Annotated in this window: 15 protein-coding genes; 6 read left to right on the top strand and 9 right to left on the bottom strand. The window is 72.0% G+C overall.

Annotated elements, in window-relative coordinates:
• Nucleotides 1–155: 155 nt before the first annotated feature.
• From JW592_RS25920 to JW592_RS25930, 3 genes are all read left to right on the top strand, one after another.
• Nucleotides 156–1,652 carry an SCO6880 family protein gene (locus tag JW592_RS25920; RefSeq protein ID WP_209267652.1) on the top strand — a complete coding sequence of 499 codons (1,497 nt, stop codon included), beginning with the start codon at nucleotides 156–158 and terminating at the stop codon, nucleotides 1,650–1,652.
• A 134-nt stretch (nucleotides 1,653–1,786) separates the two neighbouring features.
• A complete protein-coding gene (locus tag JW592_RS25925) occupies nucleotides 1,787–3,223 on the top strand; it encodes a putative type IV secretion/conjugal transfer ATPase (RefSeq protein ID WP_372446578.1) in 1,437 nt (478 codons plus the stop codon).
• Nucleotides 3,220–5,250, top strand: coding sequence for a type IV secretory system conjugative DNA transfer family protein (locus JW592_RS25930; protein ID WP_229376872.1), 2,031 nt, complete (start codon nucleotides 3,220–3,222; stop codon nucleotides 5,248–5,250). Before JW592_RS25925 ends, JW592_RS25930 begins: the two co-directional genes overlap by 4 nt.
• A 21-nt stretch (nucleotides 5,251–5,271) precedes the next feature.
• Here JW592_RS25930 and JW592_RS25935 read toward each other — a convergent pair whose 3' ends face one another.
• Nucleotides 5,272–6,468 carry a DUF418 domain-containing protein gene (locus tag JW592_RS25935; protein ID WP_209267654.1) on the bottom strand — a complete coding sequence of 399 codons (1,197 nt, stop codon included), beginning with the start codon at nucleotides 6,466–6,468 and terminating at the stop codon, nucleotides 5,272–5,274.
• A 174-nt stretch (nucleotides 6,469–6,642) separates the two neighbouring features.
• Between JW592_RS25935 and JW592_RS25940 the strand changes: the two genes are divergently transcribed.
• Nucleotides 6,643–7,962 carry a hypothetical protein gene (locus tag JW592_RS25940; RefSeq protein WP_209267655.1) on the top strand — a complete coding sequence of 440 codons (1,320 nt, stop codon included), beginning with the start codon at nucleotides 6,643–6,645 and terminating at the stop codon, nucleotides 7,960–7,962.
• A gap of 124 nt (nucleotides 7,963–8,086) precedes the next feature.
• Here the strand turns inward: JW592_RS25940 and JW592_RS25945 are convergent, their stop codons facing one another.
• Nucleotides 8,087–9,529 (bottom strand): hypothetical protein, encoded by a 1,443-nt coding sequence (locus tag JW592_RS25945; RefSeq protein WP_209267656.1) that lies wholly within the window; start codon nucleotides 9,527–9,529, stop codon nucleotides 8,087–8,089.
• Nucleotides 9,530–9,950: 421 nt separating this feature from the next.
• On the opposite strand from JW592_RS25945, the gene JW592_RS32970 reads away from it, so the two are divergent.
• Both JW592_RS32970 and JW592_RS25955 read left to right on the top strand, forming a co-directional pair.
• Nucleotides 9,951–10,280, top strand: a complete 330-nt coding sequence (locus JW592_RS32970) for a DUF4913 domain-containing protein (protein WP_229376886.1) — start codon at nucleotides 9,951–9,953, stop codon at nucleotides 10,278–10,280.
• A gap of 222 nt (nucleotides 10,281–10,502) precedes the next feature.
• Nucleotides 10,503–13,394: an AfsR/SARP family transcriptional regulator gene (locus JW592_RS25955; protein WP_209267657.1), complete on the top strand. Its 2,892-nt coding sequence runs from the start codon at nucleotides 10,503–10,505 to the stop codon at nucleotides 13,392–13,394.
• Between the two features lie 28 nt (nucleotides 13,395–13,422).
• Here JW592_RS25955 and JW592_RS25960 read toward each other — a convergent pair whose 3' ends face one another.
• The 7 genes from JW592_RS25960 to JW592_RS25990 form a co-directional block, all read right to left on the bottom strand.
• Nucleotides 13,423–14,955 (bottom strand): RICIN domain-containing protein, encoded by a 1,533-nt coding sequence (locus tag JW592_RS25960; RefSeq protein ID WP_209267658.1) that lies wholly within the window; start codon nucleotides 14,953–14,955, stop codon nucleotides 13,423–13,425.
• A 97-nt stretch (nucleotides 14,956–15,052) separates the two neighbouring features.
• A complete protein-coding gene (locus JW592_RS25965; protein WP_209267659.1) occupies nucleotides 15,053–16,537 on the bottom strand; it encodes a putative type IV secretion/conjugal transfer ATPase in 1,485 nt (494 codons plus the stop codon).
• Nucleotides 16,538–16,671: 134 nt separating this feature from the next.
• A complete protein-coding gene (locus JW592_RS25970; RefSeq protein WP_209267660.1) occupies nucleotides 16,672–18,171 on the bottom strand; it encodes an SCO6880 family protein in 1,500 nt (499 codons plus the stop codon).
• Nucleotides 18,158–19,525 (bottom strand): hypothetical protein, encoded by a 1,368-nt coding sequence (locus JW592_RS25975; RefSeq protein WP_209267661.1) that lies wholly within the window; start codon nucleotides 19,523–19,525, stop codon nucleotides 18,158–18,160. The genes JW592_RS25970 and JW592_RS25975 overlap by 14 nt, the downstream gene beginning before the upstream one ends.
• A 50-nt stretch (nucleotides 19,526–19,575) precedes the next feature.
• The gene (locus JW592_RS25980) at nucleotides 19,576–20,400 is read right to left on the bottom strand and encodes a DUF8175 domain-containg protein (protein ID WP_209267662.1); all 825 of its coding nucleotides are present in this window, start codon (nucleotides 20,398–20,400) and stop codon (nucleotides 19,576–19,578) included.
• Nucleotides 20,401–20,466: 66 nt separating this feature from the next.
• Nucleotides 20,467–20,784 carry a hypothetical protein gene (locus tag JW592_RS25985; protein WP_209267663.1) on the bottom strand — a complete coding sequence of 106 codons (318 nt, stop codon included), beginning with the start codon at nucleotides 20,782–20,784 and terminating at the stop codon, nucleotides 20,467–20,469.
• An 11-nt stretch (nucleotides 20,785–20,795) separates the two neighbouring features.
• Nucleotides 20,796–21,407 carry a DUF6668 family protein gene (locus tag JW592_RS25990; RefSeq protein ID WP_209267664.1) on the bottom strand — a complete coding sequence of 204 codons (612 nt, stop codon included), beginning with the start codon at nucleotides 21,405–21,407 and terminating at the stop codon, nucleotides 20,796–20,798.
• Nucleotides 21,408–21,422 lie beyond the last annotated feature (15 nt).

Consider the following 21,422-nt stretch of genomic DNA (forward strand, 5'->3'; position numbering starts at 1 on the left):
ACACCCCGGGCCTCGCCGGCGCCCGCCCGACCGTGTGCCTCGCCTGCACCTCGCGTACGCCCCGCTGCCCCTCACCGCACACCCTCACCAAAGCCCCTCCGAGTACCAGGACTTCACCCCCTCCCCCTCGCGGGACACGGAAGGAAGCCATACCCATGTCAACCCATGCCGCATCGTCGAGTCCCACGTACGGGAACTGGCGCCGACCGCGGCGGCCAGGTCTCGGGCCCTTCGGCATGATCGGTACCGCGGGCGTCTTCGGCGGACTCGTCGTCACGCTGCTGGCCTCGCTGTTCTCACTGGCCGCCGCGATGGTCATCCTCGTGCCGACGGCAGTCCTCATCGCACCGCTGATGATGCGCACTCAGGACGGGCGCAACCTGTATCAGTTGATCGCCGTCCGCATCGCCTGGATGCGCCGCAAGTCCAAGGGGTCGACCACCTATGTCTCCGGCCCGCTGTCGCGGCGAGCCGCCGGGCGGTTCCAGCCTCCGGGACTGCTGGGACGGATGCAGATGCGCGAGGGCAGGGACGCCTACGACCGGGACTTCGGCGTGCTGTTCCACCGCAGCCGGAACCTCTACACCATCGTGCTGTGCTGCGAACCCGACGGCGGTTCCCTGGTCGACCCGGACCAGGTGGACAACTGGGTCGCCTCATGGGGCGGGTGGCTGGCGCGGTTGGCGCACGAACCGGGGCTGCGCGGTGCCTCGGTCATCGTCGAGACAGCCCCCGACTCCGGCACCCGGCTCGCGCACGAGGTGCTGCCGCGCCTGTCCCCGGACGCCCCGGCCGCGGCGCGTGCCGTGATGGAGGAGGTGGTCGAGCGGTACCCGCAGGCATCCTCCGAGATGCACACCTACATCACACTCACCTACGGGCTGCAGGCAGGACAGAAGCCCAAGCACGAGGAACTCATCACCGATCTCGCCACCCGCATCCCGGGGCTGCTCTCCGGGCTCGTCGGAGCGGGCGGCGGCGTCGCCTACCCGCTCTCCGCCGAGCGCATCGCCGAGGTCGTCCGGGTGGCCTACGACCCGGCAGTCGCGGGTGAAGTCCTCGACGTCCGTACCCAGTACGGCGGCACCGGTCTGGAGTGGGACGACGCGGGCCCCGCGGCCTGTGTCGAAGATGTCGCCTCCTACCAGCACGACTCCGGCGTCTCCCGCACCTGGATGCTCACCCTCGCACCCCGCGGCACGGTGCGGGCCAACGTGCTGCGCGGCCTGCTGGAAGCCTCGCCCGGCACTCGCCGCAAGCGGGTGGCGCTGCTCTACCGGCCCATCGACCCTGCGACCTCGGCCCGGATCGTGGAGGCCGACCGGCGCGCCGCCCAGTTCATGGCCACCTCCGGGCGCGGCATGGTCCAGGCCCGAGCCGCCACCGAGGTCCGCGCGGCCGAGCAGACAGCGCAGGAGGAGGCCACCGGCGCCGGCCTGGTGGAGTTCTCGCTGATGCTGACCGTCACCGTCGACTCCGTCGAGGAACTGGCCGACGCCAGCTCGGCCATGCGCAACCTGCAGGGAGCGGCGCGGCTGTCCATGCGCCCTGCCGACCGGATGCAGGCGGCGGCCTTCAGCTGCACCCTTCCGGTCGGCATCCTCCCGTGGGAGCTGACGCTGATTCCGCGCGATCTGCGGGAGGCGCTGTGAGCCCGCGCGACAGCAAGAGCAACGCCAAGCAGCAGCAGAGAAAGAGGAAGACGCCGCGCAGGGAGCCGATGGCGCCCTCCCGTGGCTGGCCGGGGCCCGGCGGCGGGCAGGTCGGCGGCATGGACCCGCCCACCATGTGGCGGGCGACGACCGTGCAGGCATGCGGTCTGTGGCCGTTCGCGGCCGGCTCGGGCGCGCCGATGTCCGGCGTCCCGCTGGGCCAGCATCTGCACACCGGCGCGACGGTGTGCGGGGACCCGCTCTCGTGGTTCACCCGGGCCCGCTACATCTCCAACCCGTCTCTGTTCATGCTCGGCATGCCGGGGCTCGGCAAGTCCACCCTGGTCAACCGCATGCTGATCGGACTGTCCGCGACCGGCGTGGTGCCGCTCGTGCTGGGCGACCTCAAGCCCGACTACGCGGACACGGTACGGGCCCTGGGCGGGCAGGTGATCTCCATCGGGCGCGGCATGGGGGGCATCAACCTGCTCGACCCGGGCGCCATGGGCGCTGCGGCGGCCAAGATCGGCGGTTCGGCAGGGCAGGCGCTGGAGGCCGAGGCGCACGGGCGTGTGCTGAACATGGTCGCAGCGCTGGTCACCATCGTCCGCAACAGTCCCATGGACGACCACGAGCAGGCCGTCCTCTCCGCCGTGCTCCACCATCTGCGCGAGCGGACGCCCCCGGGCCGGACGCCGGTGCTGCCCGACGTGCTGAGAGTGCTCAGCGAAGGGCCGGACCGGGTCCGGGCGGTCACGCTGGACCGGGGGGACGAGTCCCGGTACCGGGATGCCGTCGACCCCCTGCACCGCTCACTGCTGGGCATCCTGGACGGGCCGCTGGGTGACACCTTCGCCTCGGAGACCTCGACCCGTATCGACCTGAACACGCCGGCGGTGTGCATCGACATCTCCCGGATCGGCGAGGCGGACACCCAACTGACGGCGGCGGCGATGCTGGCGGCGTGGTCCGACGGGCTCGGCTCGGTCGCCGCGTCCCACGCGCTGGCCGACGCGGGCCTGACGCCCCGGCGCTGGTTCTTCACGGTGCTCGACGAGCTGTGGCGTCCGCTGCGCGCCGCGTCCGGCATCGTCGACCGCATCGACGCGCTCACCCGCCTCAACCGCACGCTCGGCCTGGGCGACGCCAAGATCACGCATACGCTCAAGGACGCGGAGTCGCTCGGTACCGAAGCCGACAAGGCCAAGGCGCGCGGCTTCGTCGAACGTGCGGGCATGGTCGTCTGCGCGGGACTCCCGCGGGCGGAGATGGAGGAGCTGGGCAAGATCGTCGGGTTGTCCCAGCGGGAGATCGAACTGGTCTCCTCCTGGTCCTCACCGCCGGGCTGGGCGATGACCGGCGAGCGTGAGGAACCGCCCGGCCGGGGCCGCTTCCTGGTCAAAGTCGGCGGCCGCCCCGGCCTACCGATCAGGGTCAGCATCACCGACACCGAGCGCCACCTGCACGACACCAACACCCGCTGGGCGCAGAACGCGCAGTCGCCGGCGAAGGAGACCGGCGCGGCCGTCGAGGCCGATGCCGGACCGGCGCCGGACAGGAGGATCGCATGAGTCCGAGCGCGGCAGGGGGGATGCACGGACGCGACCTGTGGCCTTGGGCCATCGTGGGAGTGACGGCGCTGGGCCTGACGACATCCGCGGGCGTGTGGCTCGGCGGAACGCTGGGAGCCGCGCTGAACGGCGCGGGTTGGCAGCCGCCACCGTTCTCCGTCACGCTGCTCGCCACGCTGGTCACGAAGGGCTCCGGCACGCTGTGGCCGCAGGCGTCACCCGTCGCGGTGTACTGCGGCATCGTGCTGGTCTTCGCAGCGGCCACGGCCGCAGTCGTCGTCCCCGGCTGGAAGCTGGCGGCCCGCTCCCGCTCCCGTACCAAGGGGCTCGCCGGGCGGCGGGAGCTGGCCGCCATGCTGCCCGCCGCCGTCGAGAAGCGCGCCCGGGAGCTGCGGCCCTCCGTCAAGCACGAGCCCGAGCTGCATCCCGACCAGACCGGCAACCTGCTGGGCAATCTGGAGCCCGACGGGCCCGAGCTGCGCTCCTCGTTCGAGGATGTGGAGCTCGACCTGATGGCCCCGCGTGCCGGTAAGTCCACCGGTATCGCCGTCCCCCGGGTGCTGCGGGCCACCGGCGCGGTGCTGCTGACCTCCAACAAGTCGGACGTCTACGCGGTCACCCGGGCCGAACGGCAGAAAACCGGGCTGGTGTGGACGTTCGACCCGCAGGGCATCGCGCACACCCCGCGCGGCATGTGGTGGAACATGCTGGCCGACTGCCACACCATCGAGGGCGCCCGCCGGCTGTCCGGGCACTTCGTCGCCTCCGTCAACGACGACGCGTCCAAGAAGGACTTCTGGATCTCGGCCGCCCAGAACACGCTCACGGCGCTGTTCCTCGCCGCAGCGCGCGGCGGGGCCACGGTCACCGACCTGCTCGGCTGGCTCGCCGACCCCGCCGACCGCACCCCGGTCGACCTGCTGCGCGACGCCGACATGGTCGCCATGGCCGAGCAGCTCCAGGGCACGGTGCGCGGCGCGGTCGAGACCCGGGACGGCATCTTCGAGACGGCACGGCAGTGCGTGGCCTGTCTCCTCGACCCGGAGATCGCCGCCTGGGTCCAGCCCGACCCGTGGCTGCCCGAGTTCCGCCCGCACGAGCATGTCCTGGGCCGCGACACCCTGTACCTGCTCTCCAAGGACGGCGGCGGCTCCGCGGCCGGCGTCATCGCCGGGCTCGCCGATGCCACCCTGCGCGCCGGGGTGATGGCCGCCGAGCGGATGGGCGGCCGGCTCGACCCCCCGATGACGGCCGTGCTGGACGAGGCGGCCAACGTCTGCCGCATCTCCGACCTTCCCGACCTCTACAGCCACCTGGGCTCCCGCGGCGTCAACGTGGTGACCCTGCTGCAGAGCTACCGCCAGGGCTCCCGCGTGTGGGGGGAGGCGGGCATGGACGCGCTGTGGAGCGCCGCCACCATCAAACTCCTGGGCGCGGGGCTGGACGACGCCGACTTCGTGGACAAGGTCTCCAAACTCGTCGGCCAGCAGGATGTCAAGACGCCCTCCTACTCCAGCGGCAAGGACGGCGGCTCCCGTTCGGTCTCCTACCGGCTGGACCCGGTCCTGCCGCCCGACAAGATCCGTGCCCTTCCCAAGGGCACGGCCCTGCTGCTGGCCACCGGCATCCGCCCCGCCATGATCCGGCTGCGCCCCTGGTTCAAGGAGCCCGGCGCGGCGGCCATCTCCGCCGCTGCCAAGGCCGAGACGGAGGCCATCACCCAGCGGGCCGCACAGGCGTGGGCGGGAGGACCCGCGGTGGGCGCGGACGCCCCCGCGGGCATGGGCGTCGGCGTGGAGCAGGGGGCGCACGCGGGAGACGTCGCGTATCCGGCGGACGCCCCGTATCCGGCGGAGGCTGCGCACCCGGCGGCTGCCCCGTACCCCGGGGCGCCCGTGCACGGGGGGACCACTGGGTACGCGCAGTCCGCGGGGTCCGGAGCCGCCGAGGGCGGCGGAAGCGTGGCGGACACCGCGCCCCCCGCCCCCGATCACCGGCTCAAGTGGACCCGGGAAGCGACGTCTTGACCGCCGGAGCCGGGCGGGTGGTCAGGCCCTGCGCCCCCGGGTCACCTTGTGCAGGAGCCATTCGACCGGCCCGTGCCGGAAGCGGCGTACCAGCCAAGCGCTGAGCGTCAGTTGCATGGCGTAGAGGAAGAAGCACCCGACGAGTACGGGCACCAGGCCGACGCGGCCATGGAGGGCGAGACCGTATCCGGTGAAGACCAGCGCCATCACCAGCGACTGGGCCAGATAGTTGCTGAGCGCCAGCCGGCCGGCGGCTGCGAGCACTCCGTCGAGCCGCCGGCCGCGCCGCGTGCGCAGCACCAGCAGCAGCCCGCCGCCGTACGCCGCGGTGAGGGCCGGCGCTGTGAGCACGCCGACGGCGTCACCGACGTCGTACCAGCGTGCGTCCAGCGGCCCGTTGCGGCATACCGCGGTGAAGACGCCTCCCGCCAGGCCGAGCGGCAGCCCGTAGCCGACCAGCCGCCGTACCTGGACGCGGCACCGGTCCCAGTCGGCGAGCAATTGCCGCTTCCCCGCTGCCAGGCCGACCAGGAACGCCGCCAGGATGTGCGGTGCGTACAGCATGTCCCCGGCGAGCAGGTCGTGCCACTGACGCAGATTGGCGTGGACGACGGAGGCCGGATCGCCTCGATAGGCCGCCGCGACGGAGACGGCCTCGGGGACAGCGGCGCCGCCCGACGCGGTGGCGGCGAGGGCGAGCAGGCCCTTGCCGATCAGCAGGACGCCGAGGAAGACGACGAGCACGACCGCGCCGCCGACGGCCTTGCGCGGCGCCACGCCTCGCGCGGCGAACAGCACCAGCCCCAGCACCGCGTACGTCATCAGGATGTCGCCCGGGAACAGCAGAACGGCGTGTGCGAACCCGAGACACCACAGGAAGAGCAGCCGCCGCAACTGCCGCCCCGCGAACCGGGCCCCCTCCCGCTCGGCCGAACGGGCCTGGAGGGTGAAGCTGTACCCGAACAGGAAGGCGAACAGCAGGTAGAACTTGCTGCTGACCAACGCGGTGACGAGCCAGGCGGCAACCCGCTCCGCCGCTGATCCGTACGGCCCCTGTCCCGCGTACGGATCGGCCATCACCTGCACGTTGACCAGCAGGATGCCGAGCAGCGCGAAACCGCGCAGCGCATCCACATCGCGGATGCGCGGCGCTGTCGCATGCGTCGTTCTCGGACGCGTGGAAGGTGCCGTCCGCTCTCCACGGTCGCTGTGCGGCATGAGCATCGAGCACCACCACGGGGCGCACGGCGGAAGGGTTCAACTCGCGTGCCGCCGGTAGGACCGATTCGACCATGAACCGCCCCGACCCGCATTCCGTGATTGAAGGACGACTCTCAACGCGGAGCCCATCGGTCACGACAGGGCTCCCTGTCAGCCTGGAGGAGATCCGGCATGGCACCAAAGGACTCGAAGGACAAGAAGAAAAAGAAGAAGGAGCGAGAAGAACAGCCCGTGATGCCCGGCGGCTACCCCGCCTCGGTGGCGAGTTCGTCCGGCACCAGCAGGTCGTCACGCAGGGACTCGGAGGCCACGACGTCCTCGCGCAGCGGCCACAGCCAGCGCTCCGGTGGCGGGACCAGCGAGCGCCGCCGCCGCGGGCGCGGGTCACCGAGCTCGGACGGCAGCGGCAGCAGCGGCAGCAGCGGCACCGACATCCCCGCTCTGGACGAGGCCGTCGACCGTCTGTCGGACCTGCCCAGCACCCCGGGCACCACATCGAGCGCCGGTTCCGCGGACGATCTGCCGGAGATGCTGCAGGACGCGCCCCAGGAGATGCCGTGGTATCACACCGCCACCCAGGCGTGGCACTACCTGAGGGGCTCCAACGCCTACACCCGGGACCGTGACCGGAACACGGGGGAGGCCATCTGGCGACAGGTGGACCCGAACCGGCTCGCGAACCGCATCGGCAACTGGGCCAGGGACAACGCGACCACGATCGGCACCGATATCGGTGGGGCGGCCTTCGCGGGCCAGGGGATCGGCATCCTCGGCAACCCCCCGAGCGCACCGCCGAACACGTGGGGCTCAAGGATGTACGGCCTCGGCGGCGTCACCGTGAACGCGCTGGTGCCCGCAACCCAGTTGGCGGCGACGCCGAACAGGACGTACGCGCACTACGGCTTGACCGCGCTGAACGTGGCGGGGCAAACGGCCTACGGTGTGGGCGCCTCGGGCCTGATTCAGAGCAACAGGTGGGCCTGGGCGGCCCAGGGCTTCGGCGCGCTGACATCGGCCGGTGCCACCTGGGCGTACAACCACCTTCCCCAGGGGCAGCAGTCGCGGCAGCAGGATCAGGGGAACGTCCTTCCCATGTACAACATGCCGGCGGCACAACAGGGCCGGTCGAACCTGGCGCTACCCGCCCAGCAGGCCGCACCCGCTTACCCGGCGTACGGGCAGACCAGCACGCTGACGTACCGCCCGGCCCCGCCGAGGGCGAACACGACGGCAGCCGCCGTGAACTCCTACCAGCCACAGCAGCAGGTCAGCTATCTGCCGAGTGGGCGCGGGCAGTCCAGCACGGGCGGCGGATACCAGACCTCGGCGCAAGCGCAGCAGGGCGGGGTCCAGCGCCGGAACTCGCAGAACCCCGGGGGTGTCAGCTACAGCCAGCAGCAGTACAACGTCAGCTACAGCAACTGGCAGAACCCCTACGGGAACCAGCGGCGCTCCCCCTCGCCCGGAAGGGGAGGCGGCGGGGGCCGGTGACTCCCGGGCATACCGCAGAGGGCTGACAGCCCTCCGACAGTAGCCATGACACATGACGGCCCGGCGGTGCTCACGCATCGCCGGGCCGTTTTCGTGCCGCCCCCAGCGGGTCACCGATCGATCTTCACCTGCCCCGGGACGGTGCCCGCTTCGCGGTGTCGGACTGCTGCGCCGCGGGAGCGCGGTGCGGCGACTGCGGCCGGGACGACCGGGACATCGAGGTGTCCTTCCCGCGCGCCTCGCTGTTGGAGCGGTGGTGTTCCAGCGACTGACCGGCCACAGCGGGGCTGAAGACGGGCGAGGAGGGCGGCGAAACCGGGAGCGCCGGGGAACTCACCGGGCTCACGGACCGACTCACCGGGCTCACGGGTGGCACCGTCGGACTCGCGGGGGGACTCACCGGGGTAGACGGAGGGGACGGCTGGGTGTCGGCAGGCGAGGAACTCCGGCTCCGAGCGGGTTCGGCGCCGGGCGTGTCCAGCGGGATTTTCGGCGGCACGTTCGGCACCTTCGGGGGCACGGGCGGTCCCGGGGTGTGCGCCGCGGAGTCTCCCCGGGCGGGGGCCGCCGCGCGGGCGACCGCCTGGGTGACGGCGTTCTGGGGACCGGGGCCGGAAAGCTGCCCGGAGGCGTAGTCGGACAGCTGAGGAAGCCGCGGCGGCGTGGCCAGACGGGCACCGGGGACTGCGGCGGGGTCCGCCTTGGCCGAGCGCTTCTGGGCGTTGCCCGGCCTCGCCGACCGCCAGGGGTTGAGCCTGGAGAGCCAGGACCGTTCGGACTTGGGCGCCTCGGTGTTCTTCTCGCTCCTTTTGGCGTTGTTCGCGTTGGACTCGGCCAATGCCGCCAGTGACGCGGCGAAAGGCAGCATGTTACGGCGAGCCGCCTCCCGGTACCGGGTCCTGCCGTTCATCAGCTTCCGCACCTCGTCCTGGACCGCCGCCTGCTGCTCCGGGCGGTCGCGGAGACTGCCGTACTGCTCGAAGGCCGACGGGTTGCCCTCCGGCTGCTGCTTCATGAGCCTTCGCCGGCCGCCCGGCTGCTGCGGAGGCGGTAGGACGGCCCCTCCCGGCGGAGGCGGCGCGTAGCCCGTCCCGTAGGGAGCGAAGCCCTGGCCCTGGGGAGCGAAGCCGGTCCTGTGCTGCGGTACGAAACCGGGTACGGAAGACGGCTGTTGGCGGGCCGGCCCCTGAGCGGCCTGCTGGGGGGCCACCCCGTGCCAGGGCTGTTGCGCCCACTGCGGTGGAAAGTGCTGGGGCTCGGGGCCCTGCCCCTGCCCGGGAGGTGGCGGCTGGTACTCCTGCCCCGCACCGGGGTCTTCCGCGCGCTGTTGTCCTTGCCGGTTCCGCAGCAGGCGGCGCCACAAGCCGCGGAGAAACCGCAGCATCTCGTCCGCCACATCGTCCGCGGCCCGACCGAGCGAGTCCTGCTCCTTCTGTGGGGGAGCAGGCCCCCACGCAGGGTTCTGCCGCGCGCCGCTCTGCCGCGCGGCAGCCTTCAACTCCTCGTCGAGCAACTGTCGCGCCAGCCGCCTCGGCCTGATGCGGCGTGGACCGGTCGGCTCAGGCATGGGAACGTCCTCCGTGTCGTCGACGACCGATGCTCAAAGGGAACACGGACGGTTTCTGGGATCGGTTCACTCGGTTCCGCACGGGGCCGTCCGGGCGAGTGAACCGAGCGCGGTGCCCGCACGTGATGGTTCCGAAGACGCCGCCGGAGACCGCCCGCGACCGCAGGAGCAACCCGCCATGCCCATGGCCGACGAGAGCCGGAACCGGACCCCCAACCGGCATCAGAACGACGACCAGGCCCAGCACCAGGCCCAGGCACAGCACCAGGCCCAGGCGCAGCACCAGGCCCAGGCGCAGGAGCAGGACCAGGCGCAGGAGCAGGCCCAGGCGCAGGAGCAGGCCCAGGCGGTGCGTGGAGAGGATGGGCCCGCCGCGCCGCGGTTCATCCTCTACAAGGACGGCTACGACTACCAGTCGGAGATGTACCGGCTCTCGCAATGGACGCACCACGTGCTGCTGCCCGTCTACGGCAGGGAAGTCACCTCGGGAGCTCCGTGGTGCTCACGCTGGTGGGAGCACCAGGAGGCGGTGGCCCAGCTCCACGGTTTGTGGCTGGCTTGGGCGGAGCTGACCGGACCCGACGCGGATATGACGGGCCCGGCCTCGTGGCACCGTGACTTCCTGGGCCCGGTGATGGGTGCACTGCGGGATCCGTCGGGTCCGTTCGCCGGATGCAAGCCCGGCAGCCACCGGCCGAAGGAGGTTCCGCCCGTGGAGCCGCTGGCCCCGCCGGAGCCGCCGGCGGCGTGACACCTCCGACCACTTTCGGGGCGGCGGCGCGTCCGCCGGACCGGCCGTCGGCCCTTCCTGGCGCCCGACCAGGCGTTCGGCACCGGTTCCGGCCGAGTGGCTGGCCGGTTCCTGTCGGTCAGATCTCGGATGTGTGACATCGCGAAGACCGGGCAGCAACCTCTTGGTTAGAAATGGAACGGGGTCCCTCCGGATCATTCACACCTCGGTAGAGTCGAACTTGTGAACGCGAGTCATACGAACTCCCTGCGCATCGCCGTCTTAGGGCCTGTCCGGGCGTGGCGCGCGGAGCAGGAACTGGCCCTCGGGTCACCTCAGCAACGCGCCGTGCTCACGGCGCTGCTGCTGCGACGTGGCCGCCCTGCGACCATCGGCGAGCTCGTCGACGCGATCTGGGGGGAGGAACCGCCGTCGGGAGCGGTGACCGTTCTGCGTACGTACGTCTCGCGGCTGCGCAAGGTCCTGGAGCCGCATCGGGAGGCGGGTGAGGCGCCGCAGGTGATCGTCTCGGCGGCGGACGGCTATCTCGTCCGCGTCCCCGAGGACTCCCTGGATGTGAGCGTCTTCGAACGGAGGGTGGCCGAGGCCAGGAAGCTCCGCACCGGCGGTGACCTCGCTGCGGCGGCGGAACTGCTGCACGCCGCGCTGGAGCTGTGGGAGGGCAAGCCCCTCGCCGGACTCCCCGGTCCGCTGGCCGAGGCCGAGCGGTACCGGCTCGGCGAGCAGCGGCTCAGTGCGTTCGAGTTCCGCACGGACGTCGATCTCGAACTCGGGCGCCACGAGGAGGCGGCTGCCGAGCTGACGGCACTGGTCGGCGAGCACCCGCTGCGCGAGCGGCTGTGCGAGCTGCTCATGCTGGCCCTGTACCGGTGCGGGCGCCAGGTCGAGGCGCTGACGGCCTACCGCCAACTGCGGGAGACCCTGAGGAAGGAGCTGGGTGTCGAACCCGGTCCCAGCGTGCTCGACCTCCACACCCGCATCGTGGCCGCTGATCCGTCGCTGCGTGCACCCGAACCGCCGAAGCCGGCCGCCCCTCCCCCGCCCCCGCCGAGCGCACCTCCCACCGCGGCCGCGGCCCGCCCGGCACACCTGCCGGCGGACCTGCCGGTCTTCACCGGGCGCGACACCGAACTCGCCCAGACCAACGCCCTGCTGCCCGCGGAGGGGAAACGTCCGACCGCCGTGGTGATCAGCGCGATCGGCGGCATGGCGGGGGTCGGCAAGACCACGTTGGCGGTGCACTGGGCGCATGAGATCGCCCACCGCTTCCCCGACGGCCAGCTTTACGTCAATTTGCGCGGCTTCGATCCGACCGGCTCGGCCATGCCGGCCGACGAGGCCGTCCACACCTTCCTCGACGCACTCGGTGTGCCGCCGAGCCAGATGCCCGGCCGTCCCGACACCCGCGCGGCGCTCTACCGCAGTCTGCTGGCGGAGCGGCGGGTGCTGCTCCTGCTGGACAATGCCCGTGACACCGAGCAGGTACGGCCCCTGTTGCCCTCCGGCCCCGGCTGTCTGGCCATCATCACCAGCCGCAACCAGCTCACCGGCCTGATCGCCAGTGACGGGGCGCATCCGCTGACGCTCAATCCTCTCCCCCTCACCGAGGCACGGGACTTCCTGGCCCGCCGTATCGGGGCCGACCGGATGGCCGCCGAGCCCGAGGCGGCGGACGAGATCATCGCCTGCTGTGCCCGGCTGCCGCTGGCGCTGGCCATAGTCGCCGCGCGCGCCGCGACGCATCCCAGCTTCCCCTTGCAGGCCGTCGCCGACGAACTGCGTGCCGGCCACGGCAGCCTCGACGCCTTCACGGGCGGCGACATCAGCACCGATGTGCGAGCGGTGTTCTCCTGGTCGTACCACGCTCTCTCGGCCCCGGCCGCCAGGCTGTTCCAGTTGCTGGCCGTGCACCCGGGCCCGGACATCTCGGCACCCGCAACCGCCGCCCTGGCCGGCCTCGACGAGCGCGAGACACGCGGCCTGCTCGCCGAACTCACCCGCGCCCATCTGCTCAGCGAGCACTTCCCCGGCCGTTACGTCTTCCACGACCTGCTGCGCATCTACGCCGTGGAGCGTGCCGGCTGCGAGGAGGCCGCAGCCGACCGGGACCAGGCCGCCGAACGGGTGCTGACCTGGTATCTGCACACCGCCGACGCCGCGTCCCGGTTCATCACCCCGAAGCGTCCGCGCGTCCCGCTCGTCCCGTTGCCCTCCGACTGCCGCCCCCTCACCTTCACGACCTACGACGAGGCGCTGGAGTGGTGCTCCACCGAGCGCTCCAACCTCGTCGCGGCGATCAACCATGCCGCCGCTGACGGCCGGTCCGGTCTGTCGTGGCGGCTGACCGCAGCGCTGTGGGGGTTCTTCTACCTACGCAACCATACGAACGACTGGACCGCCTCCAACCGGGTCGGCCTGGCCGCCGCCCGTGCCGCCGGGGACCGGATGGGCGAGGCCGAGTGCCTGATCGGTCTGGCCAACGCCCTCACGGCCGGCGGCAGTCTCGATGAGGCCATCGACCACTATCTGCAGGCGCTCCCGCTCTTCCGGGAGTTGGGTGACGAGCAGGGCACATCGAGGATCATCGGCAACCTCGGCGACGTTCACCTGAGAGCCGGCCGGATCGAGGAAGCGATCGGCTATCTGGAGCAAACCCTCGAGACCGACCGCGCCATCGGCCACGGCTGGGGTGTGGGGATCTGCTTGAACAACCTGGGCGAGGCGCACTTGCGACTCGGCCGACTGGACGAGGCCCGCGCCTACCTGGAGGAGGCGCTGGAAGCCCTGCAAGCCACCGACAACCGCTGGGTCGAAGGCATCACACTGGACTTCCTGGGCACCGTGTACTCCCGGCTCCAGCGCCACGACGACGCGGTGGAGCACTACCACCTCGCGCTCCAGGCGCATCGGGACGTCGGCAACCGCTGGGCCGAGGCGCACAGCATCAGTCACCTCGCCGAGACCAGTCTCGCCCTGGGCGAACTGGATGCAGCCCGTACGGGCTGGGGGCAGGCGCTGCAACTGCTGGAGGAGTTCAACCACCCGGACGCGGAAGAGATCCGCGACAAGCTGCGCGAGCTCGAGGGCGCCGGCGTCCGGCACACCGGCGACTGAGCCGCCGAACGTTCCACATGCCTGCGCCTCACGGCTTGCGGAATCGCCACTGCTGCACGGAGTTGTCCTCGCAGCCGACGATCCTCAGATGGGCGTGGGCCTTCTTCCTGTCCGCCACGTCCAGGCACAGGTGACCGCTCTTGTGATTGCGGATCCAGTAGGTTCCGTCGGACTGCTTGTCGAACCACCACAGTTGATTGTCGTTCTTGGCACGGCAGTGGTACTCGGTCACCGGTGTCGTGGACTTGACGGGACCGAAGGCGGGCAGGTCCAGGCACAGGCCGTCCTTGACGTTGCGGATCAGGTAGAGGTCGGCATCCCCGGGCCCGGCGTCCTTCTTCTTCAGATCCAGGTGCCAGCGCTGGTTGCCGCCGCGTGCCCCGGCGGAGGTGTCGCAGGCTCCCTGCTGGACCCGTCCGTCCGGCTTTCCCTTTCCGGTGCCGGGCAGGTCCACGCACTTGCCCGTCCTCCGGTTGACGACCATGGTCGTCCCTGAGGGGATCTTCGACGGCTTCCCGCGGCTGATCTTCTTGTCGTGGTCACCGCCGCCCGACGAGTCCGTCTCGTGCTGCGGCTCCTCGTCCTCCTCGTCGTCCGACGCCTCGTCGGGCTTCGACAGTGACGACTTCGGCTTGTCGGGGTCCTTGTCCTTCTCGTCCTTCTCGTCCTTCTCCGACGGTTTCGAGGAAGGGCTCCCGGAAGGCGGGTCGGTCGGGTAGCCCGGTGGGGAGGGGCGCACGGTGCCGGACGGGCCACGGCCCTCGTCGGCCTTGGGCTCCTCCAGGTGCTTCCGACTCGCTCCGTTCTCCTTGTGGCCGTCACTGGCTCCGGCCAGCGCGAGCGGGGTCGTGACGAGTGCCGCCACGGCGATGGCCGTCGTGGCGGCCACCCACGGCTTCTTGAGCAGGCTGCCCGGCTCGAACTCCTCGTCCGAGCCGCGCGGGCCGCGTGGTCCCGTCCCGCCGGGTCCGGATGACCGCTTCGAGAGCGAGGGCCGGGGCAGCGAGGGGATGGACGGCCGGGGCAGCGAGGGACGCGGGATGGACGGGACCCGCCGCCTGTCCGCGCCGGAAGCGCCCCCGTCAGGGGGAACCGGCCCGCCGGATACGCCTGATGCTGCGGCCGGCGTTGCGGCTGCGGTGCTGCCGGTGCCGGTTCGCGCGGCTGCGGCATGCCCGTCGGCGTCCGCGGCCTCCCCGCCGTGGGCAGCCGCCGTGCCGTTCGCGGCCGGGGGCGCGACCCCGGCCGTGGCGCCGTTCGTGATCGCCGCCGCGGCATCGGCGTCCCGGCCCAGCAGCCGGCTGGAGCCGTCCGGACCGACCTCGACGCCCACCGCGTATCCCGTGGCGGGGTTGGAAATGGCCGCCGCGACGGGGGACTCGCGGATCTGCGCGTACCCGTGCAGGGTGTCGAGAATCGCGGTGTCGAGCGGCTGGTCGCCGATAACCGGCACCGGCTCGCCGTCGATGGTGGCGGAGCCGTCACCATCGATGACCACCTCGAAGGGGGCGGCGGACGGCCCGGGCGGGGCGCCCGGCGGCGTCTGCCCGTCCTCGCTCATGTGAACCACTTCCTGACGCTTCGGCTTACGACGAACGAACTCAGGGATGGATACGGGCTCTCGGGCACATCGGTTCAGACCCGCACCGGCCGCCCGGTCACTTGTTCCACCTCTTGTTGGTGTTGTTGACGTTCAACTCCCTTGGAGTCAGGTCCACATGGACCGGGATGCCGGGCCGGCTGCCGACCTTGACCAGGAAGTTGCCGAGGCCGGGCGGGTCTCCCTGACGGTTGCGGGAACTGTCCCAGGCCGGGGGTGTGGACCAGTCGACCAGCAGTCGCTTCTCCACCTCCGTCAGCTCCACCACCTGGCCGAGTTGCGGCATCTCGGCCGGAGGCAGACCGGCGCAGACCACCATGCCCGCACGCTCGACGAAGCCCTTGGCCTTGATGCGGTCCTCCTCGGTGGGCAGGGCGAGCAGGTCGCCGATGGTGTGGGTCACCATGGCCAGGCCCACCCCGCGCTGCCGGTCCAGCCGGGTGAGCGCGTTGACCCGGTCGACCAAGCCCCGGCCGGCCTGCAGTACCCGCCACAACTCGTCCATGACCAGGAAGTAGTTGCGCTGCGGCTCCAGTCCGGCGTCCGCGAGGGCATGGGCCGCGGAGACCGCGCCGAAGCCATAGGACCAGCACGACAGCAGGGCGGCGGCCTGGAGCAGGGTCTCGCTGTCGTCGATGTGGCTGACGTCGAAGCACACCGGACGGTCGAGTTTCATCGGCTCCGTGGTGGGGCGGGCGAAGGAGTCCCCCAGTACGCCGTCACCGAGCAGCGCGGTCAGCGAGGCTTCCAGGTTCTCGGTGATGTCCCAGTACCGCGTGATGTCGCCGCGGTCCAGGGCGACGGCACGCACCGGCTCCGGGGCGTCCTTGATGACCTGCACCAGATCGGCGAGCACCGGTGTCCGGCCACGGGCGTGCCGGTCGTCGAGGACGTCCAGCGCGGCGGCGAGGATGGTCTCCTCACGGTCGCTGGGCGGCTCCGAGCGCAGGATGGTCAGCAGCGCCGAGACCATGTGCAGCCGGCGGCTGTGAGTACCGGCGAGCAGCTGCCGACGTGCTGATCCGGTGAGGCGCGCGGCTGCGGCCGTGGACTCCCCGGGGTCGAGGACGTTGAGGTGCCCGCGTCCCCGGCCCAGGCTGATGACCTGTCCGCCGATCGCCCGGATCAGGTCGACGTAGTCGGGCTTGAGATCGCCGAAGACGAGCGGGTGGACGCCGTAGCCGGACAGGCCGAGCGCCATCCGCCGCACCACCGTTGACTTGCCGAGTCCGGGGCGGCCGAGCACGAACATAGAGGGGTTGGCCAGCAGCCCTGTCCGCATGAACCAGCTCACCGGGTCGCAGCACACGGTGGCCCCGGAGTCCAGGTCGCGGCCGAGCGGCACCCCGACCATCGGGGTTCCGGCACCGGCACCGAACGGCCACAGCCCGCAGACCTGTACGGAGGTGCCGCGCCATTCGGGAGCGGCGTCGATGTAGCCGACCATGCCGCCGCCCCGGCCGGGCCAGCCCCGCGCGGTGGCCTGCGGCCGGCTGGAGGGGGCGGCGTTGCGGGCCCGCGTCTTGTCTGTCCTGGGTGCCATCGATTCTCCTGTGCCTGGCCGTTTCCGGCGGGCCTTGTCGCGGCAAAGGGGTGCCGCTGCCCGTCGTCCGCGGGCTGCGGGTACGTTGTGGCTTGTCGCGCAGTTCCCCGCGCCACTGACGGGGCGCGGTACACCTACATCGCGTCCCGTACCGTCTGCGGCAGGGCGGTGTGCAAAGGCAGCACCAGGCCCAGCGGCAGCGCCGCGGCGAACGCCGCGGCCTGCGAGCCGTAGACGGGGCGGACCGCGATCCGGGCCGCGGGCGCCAGGTTGTCCACGGCGGCGGTCGCCCTGGGCAGCTCCTCGGCCGAGTCGACGGTGGCAGTGATCAGCAGACCGAACTGGATCACCCCGTGCCCCTGGGCCTGTTCCTCGGTCGCCTTCCTGGCCGCGACCACCTCCGCGTCGTCGCTCGCCCGGCCGAGGGGCGACTGCTGGGCGGTGAACAGGGCGTTCTTGTAGTCCTGTTGGACGACGCGGGCGCCCTCGGCGCGGCTGTGCGGACGGTAGAGCAGGGTGACGCGCTTGCGGGCGATGTCGCGGTTGGGCTGCACCAGGCCGGTCAGTACGTTGGAGAACACCTCGCCCTGCGGTGCCTCCGTCATGGCCCAGGTGATGCTGTGCACCCCGTCGTGCCGGTAGTGGTCCCACGCCTCCTGGGCCGCGGTGGGTCCGGCCTCGTCCCAGGTCAGTCCGGTACCGCCGGCGGCACGGGCCTCCTCCACCAACTGGGCGACGGTCGGGTCGTAGGCCACCCGCACGGCCTCGGCGAGCTCGGTCGCGGTCATCGGTACGGCTGTTCCCGCGCCGGTGGTGGACAGCCCGGCGGTCAGGCCCGGCAGCCGGGTGCCGATGTGCACCGCCATCTCCTCGACGTTGCGACGGGGCGCACCGGGGCGGGCCGCGCCTGAATAGGTCAGCGCGATCCGGGTGCTGATCTGCGCCGAGCCGCTGGGATAGGCGGCAACCACGTCCCGGAGCATGGCCCGCGCCAACTCCGGGGCGTCCTCGGCTGAGTTGGCGCCGATCTCCTGCTGGAGACGCACGCCGGAATCGGGCGCCGTCTCCACCGTGACGCTCGCGGCGACGAGCCCCGGCTCGGTGCCCAGCGCCGACAGCCACTGGCCCCAGTGGGCCACCCAGTTGTCGACCTGCCGCTCGTCGACCAGCGCCGCACCGTCGGCGTCGCAGGAGACGACGACCGTGTGGTGGTTGGTCGCCGGAACAGTGATCATGGCGAACGGGCGGCCGTAGCCGTCCTGCGCCTCGCTGAGTGAGGACTGCGAGGCCAGCCCCGGCAGGCGGCACGTACCGCCTCCGGCCCGGCCCAACGGGCCCGACCGGTAGAGATTGCCCCCCGAGGACGTGGTGCGCCACCAGGCCAGGCGGACGGCAGCGCGCTGCATCACCGTTCGGCCGTGCCGGTCACGCAGCGCCAGCGGGGCCATGACCACCGCGAGGAACACGGCCAGTGCCAGCGCGACCCACAGAGAGATCAGCGTGCTGAGGACGACGCCGATCAGGCCGCCGAACAGCAGCAGGGTCGCCCCCAGGGACAGGCCCCGCAGTCCGGAGGCGCGCGGTTTACGGAAGTTGCCGTAGGTGCGCGGGCTGTGTGTTTCAGTCGCTGCCACGGGATGTTCCTCGCTGGTCGTCGTAACGGTGCGGGTCGGTCTTCGACAGCGCGGAGGAGATCAACTCCTCGGCGGGGTCGGCGGGGTCGGCGGGGTCGGCGGGGTCGGCGGGACGAGCCGGGGCGACCGCTCGGGCGGGGTCGGCATCGACCGGGGCGGCGGAGACCGCGGACGGTGGCGGCTCGTCGGGCCGGGTCCGCGAGGCCGTCGGGGGTGGTTGCCCCGCGCCCGCCCGTCGTCCGTCGGCGGGGGCGTGTTCGGAGCCCGACGTCCTGCCGTGGAGGCCGGCGCTCCCCGCGGGCGGGCGGCCGCCCGCGGCAGTGCGGGGCCTGTTGTACGCGCCGGTGGCTTCCGCCCGCTCCCGGCTCAGGGCCGCTCCGGACACCGAGCGGCCGGCGGCGGGCCCCCGCAACTGCGGCACGGCCTGCGCCCCGGTGGCCACGGTCCGGCCGCCACCGGCGCCGGACCTGGTGCCACGGCCGAGGCCCGCGGCCGTCGCCTGCACGGCAGGGGCCGCCAGCCGCAGCAGCGCGGGAAGGGTGAAGCAGGCCAGCACCAGCAGGACGACACCGGAGACCATGGAGATGATCTCGTTGCCCTCTCCGCCTTGGCCCGGCCCCGTCCCCGTCATCGAGAAAGCGGCCGCGTACACGATCGCCGCGGTCGGCTTGTAGAGGACGAAAGCGATCAGCCAGCCCACGGACTTGCGGAACCAGGCCCGGCCGGCGGGCGTGGAGCTGGCGGCGGCGGACAGCGGGAGCATACCGGTGAGGATCACCAGCATGGCCACCCGGACGATCATCAGCGCGATCTGCGTCAGACTGCCGCCGATCACCAGCAGGGACATGATCAGCACCAGGAAGGAGGAGTCACTGCCCCCCAGGGCGAGCATCGCCGAGACGCGGTCGTCGAACTCCTTCACGCACTGCTGGACCGGCTCCCCGTCCGGGCTGACCTGCCGGCAGCCGGTGGACCTGTCGATGATCCAGACACTGAACCGGTCGCCCGCCACGGTCAGCAGATTGACGGCGGCCACCCCGGCCGAGGAGACGAGCACCAGATTGAGCAGCCCCTGCACGGCCTGCCTGCCGGGTTCGCCACGGCGCTGCCAGGCTATGTGCCCGGCCGCGATGATCAGACACAGGACGGCGGTGAAGGTGGTGAACCAGAGGGTGGAGCCGCGCAGGAACGCCACTGGACCGCTGTCGAAACTCAGCACAGGGCTCTCGACCTGCGTCCACGCGCTGCCGAGCGCCTTGACCGTGGAGGCCGCCGCCTCGGCGGCACTGTCCACGATGTTGTCGAACGCGCTGTCGCCGAGGTCCTTCGGGCTCGTGCCCTTGCCCTCCCCCACGCAGTATCCCCCGACGGTTGGGCCCACCCAGCCGAAATCGCAGCCCGCCATCACACACCGCCCCACTTGACGAATCCGGCGAGGGAATCGACGGGAGCGGGCGCCGCGGGGTCGGCCGGATACTCCAGCCGCCAGTCCCCGTCCCGCCACAGTGCGGTCGTGGTGGCGGCCTGCATCCTGCCGTCCGGGAACCGCCACACGGTCTGGATCACCGCCGTGCCGCTGGTGTACGTGATGAACTTGAACCCGGCGATCTGCCCCTGCGCGGCGCGGTCCTGGGCCTCCTGGGCCTGCGGGTCGGCCGTCTTCTCCGACTCCGTCCGCGCCTCGATGTAGGACTGGCGGCCCGCGCCGACGGTCTGCGCACGGGTCACTTTCCGCCAGTCGTCGGCGGCCAGATACCGCACGCTGATCTGACTGGTCGCCAGCAGTGCGCCGAGGGGGGTGTGCGCGTAGCAGCGCGCGACGTCCCCGTCCACGACGGCGGGGCCCGCTGCCTTCGACGCGGGGAGGGCGACGGTGTGGAACAGCTTCCATGCCACGCCCTCGGGGGCTGCGCTGAGCACGTCGTCCTGCCGCTCGTCCAACTCGGGGCAGGAGGAGCCGCCGTGCGACGAGTTCCCGTCCCCTGACGAGGTGTCGCCGTCCGTCTCGCCGTCCCCGGTGCGGGCGGGTGCCTTCTCACTCCTCGCCGGCTCGGAGGCGCTGCCGGGGCCACCACCCCGGTCTGAGGAGTCCGCGGAGCCGGAGGAGACCAGCACCGCCACTCCGATGACGGCCACGAAGCCGACGAACGCCATCGCGAAGACGAACCCCGTCCGCAGCCATGGACTGCGCGGCTCGTCGGTGCCCGCACGGTTGTCGGACTCTGCCATGTCCCTTCCCATCCCTGTGATCCGCATCGTCTGCGCCGCCCGCCGGCGCTGCTGGTCGAGGTGGAGTCAGACCAGTGCGCCGACCAGGCCGGAGGCGGAACCGACGAGCAGGCATGCCCCCAGCACGTAGCCGAGTCCCTTGGCGTGCTCGCGACCGCCGCCCTTGGAGTGGTCGAGAGCCATCCGCGCCGCGACGCCGAAGATGCCCGCGACGCACAGCGCGGTGACGGTCCAGGCCACCCACTTGAGCACCGTCAGCAAGCCGTCGGCTCCCGGTGGGGCCGCTCCACCGCCGACGTCGGGCGGCCCGGACGGCGCCGGGTCGGCGGCGAGGTGCGCGAGATCCTGTGCGGCGACCGAGGCGGCCGCCAACAGACTGGACATGCGGTTTCCCCTTACGCGGGTCGGGTGAGTCGGGTCAGGTCGCGGGCGAGTGGCGCGCACTCCTTGGGGACGTGCGCCGTGGGTGGTTCACCGAGGCGCCACTGCTCGACCCAGGGGATCTCCCACAGCCGGGGCACTGTGCCCGAGACGAGGGACAGCAGGTCCCGCAGGACACGGGGGCGACGGCCGGGGGCGTCCGCGACGACGACCAGGCCGAGCAACTCCACCCCGGTGACCAGTTGCGAGGCCCACTGCTGGGCGGCGCTCTGCACCGCCTGAAGGCCCCCCGCGTCGGAACGCGCGACGAGCACCACCGGCTGCGGCTGCTCAGCCGCGGGCCAGGCCCGGCCCGCGTCCCGGCCGCCCGGCACGGCCTGCCCCAGTGTGGTGACCCCGGCGCCCCCGTGGACGCCCAGCCACCACCAGCCGGGGCCGGTGACCGGCTGCGGCGCGGTGACGGGCAGCACACGGTCGGGCGCCGGAACTCCGGCTCCCTGGGGTGCGGTAGGCCCTGTCGGCGCTGTCAGCACGTCCTGAACCGATCGTCGCGGCTCCCCGTTGTTGCCCTCCGAGGGACGGGCCGGAGACAGCCAAGGGTTGGAAACCGGCGCTTCCCCGGCCATGGCCTCTCCCTTCGT

The organism is Streptomyces spirodelae, from assembly GCF_017676385.1.
Lineage (GTDB): Bacteria > Actinomycetota > Actinomycetes > Streptomycetales > Streptomycetaceae > Streptomyces > Streptomyces spirodelae.

Bases quoted from the DNA above. Each gene is read 5' to 3' on its own strand.
- JW592_RS25965 (WP_209267659.1), bottom strand. From the start codon at position 16,537: ATGGCACCCAGGACAGACAAGACGCGGGCCCGCAACGCCGCCCCCTCC.
- JW592_RS25960 (WP_209267658.1), bottom strand. From the start codon at position 14,955: ATGAGCGAGGACGGGCAGACGCCGCCGGGCGCCCCGCCCGGGCCGTCC.
- JW592_RS25980 (WP_209267662.1), bottom strand. From the start codon at position 20,400: ATGGCAGAGTCCGACAACCGTGCGGGCACCGACGAGCCGCGCAGTCCA.
- JW592_RS25930 (WP_229376872.1), top strand. From the start codon at position 3,220: ATGAGTCCGAGCGCGGCAGGGGGGATGCACGGACGCGACCTGTGGCCT.
- JW592_RS25990 (WP_209267664.1), bottom strand. From the start codon at position 21,407: ATGGCCGGGGAAGCGCCGGTTTCCAACCCTTGGCTGTCTCCGGCCCGT.
- JW592_RS25940 (WP_209267655.1), top strand. From the start codon at position 6,643: ATGGCACCAAAGGACTCGAAGGACAAGAAGAAAAAGAAGAAGGAGCGA.
- JW592_RS25935 (WP_209267654.1), bottom strand. From the start codon at position 6,468: ATGCCGCACAGCGACCGTGGAGAGCGGACGGCACCTTCCACGCGTCCG.
- JW592_RS25920 (WP_209267652.1), top strand. From the start codon at position 156: ATGTCAACCCATGCCGCATCGTCGAGTCCCACGTACGGGAACTGGCGC.
- JW592_RS32970 (WP_229376886.1), top strand. From the start codon at position 9,951: ATGTACCGGCTCTCGCAATGGACGCACCACGTGCTGCTGCCCGTCTAC.
- JW592_RS25925 (WP_372446578.1), top strand. From the start codon at position 1,787: ATGTGGCGGGCGACGACCGTGCAGGCATGCGGTCTGTGGCCGTTCGCG.
- JW592_RS25945 (WP_209267656.1), bottom strand. From the start codon at position 9,529: ATGCCTGAGCCGACCGGTCCACGCCGCATCAGGCCGAGGCGGCTGGCG.
- JW592_RS25985 (WP_209267663.1), bottom strand. From the start codon at position 20,784: ATGTCCAGTCTGTTGGCGGCCGCCTCGGTCGCCGCACAGGATCTCGCG.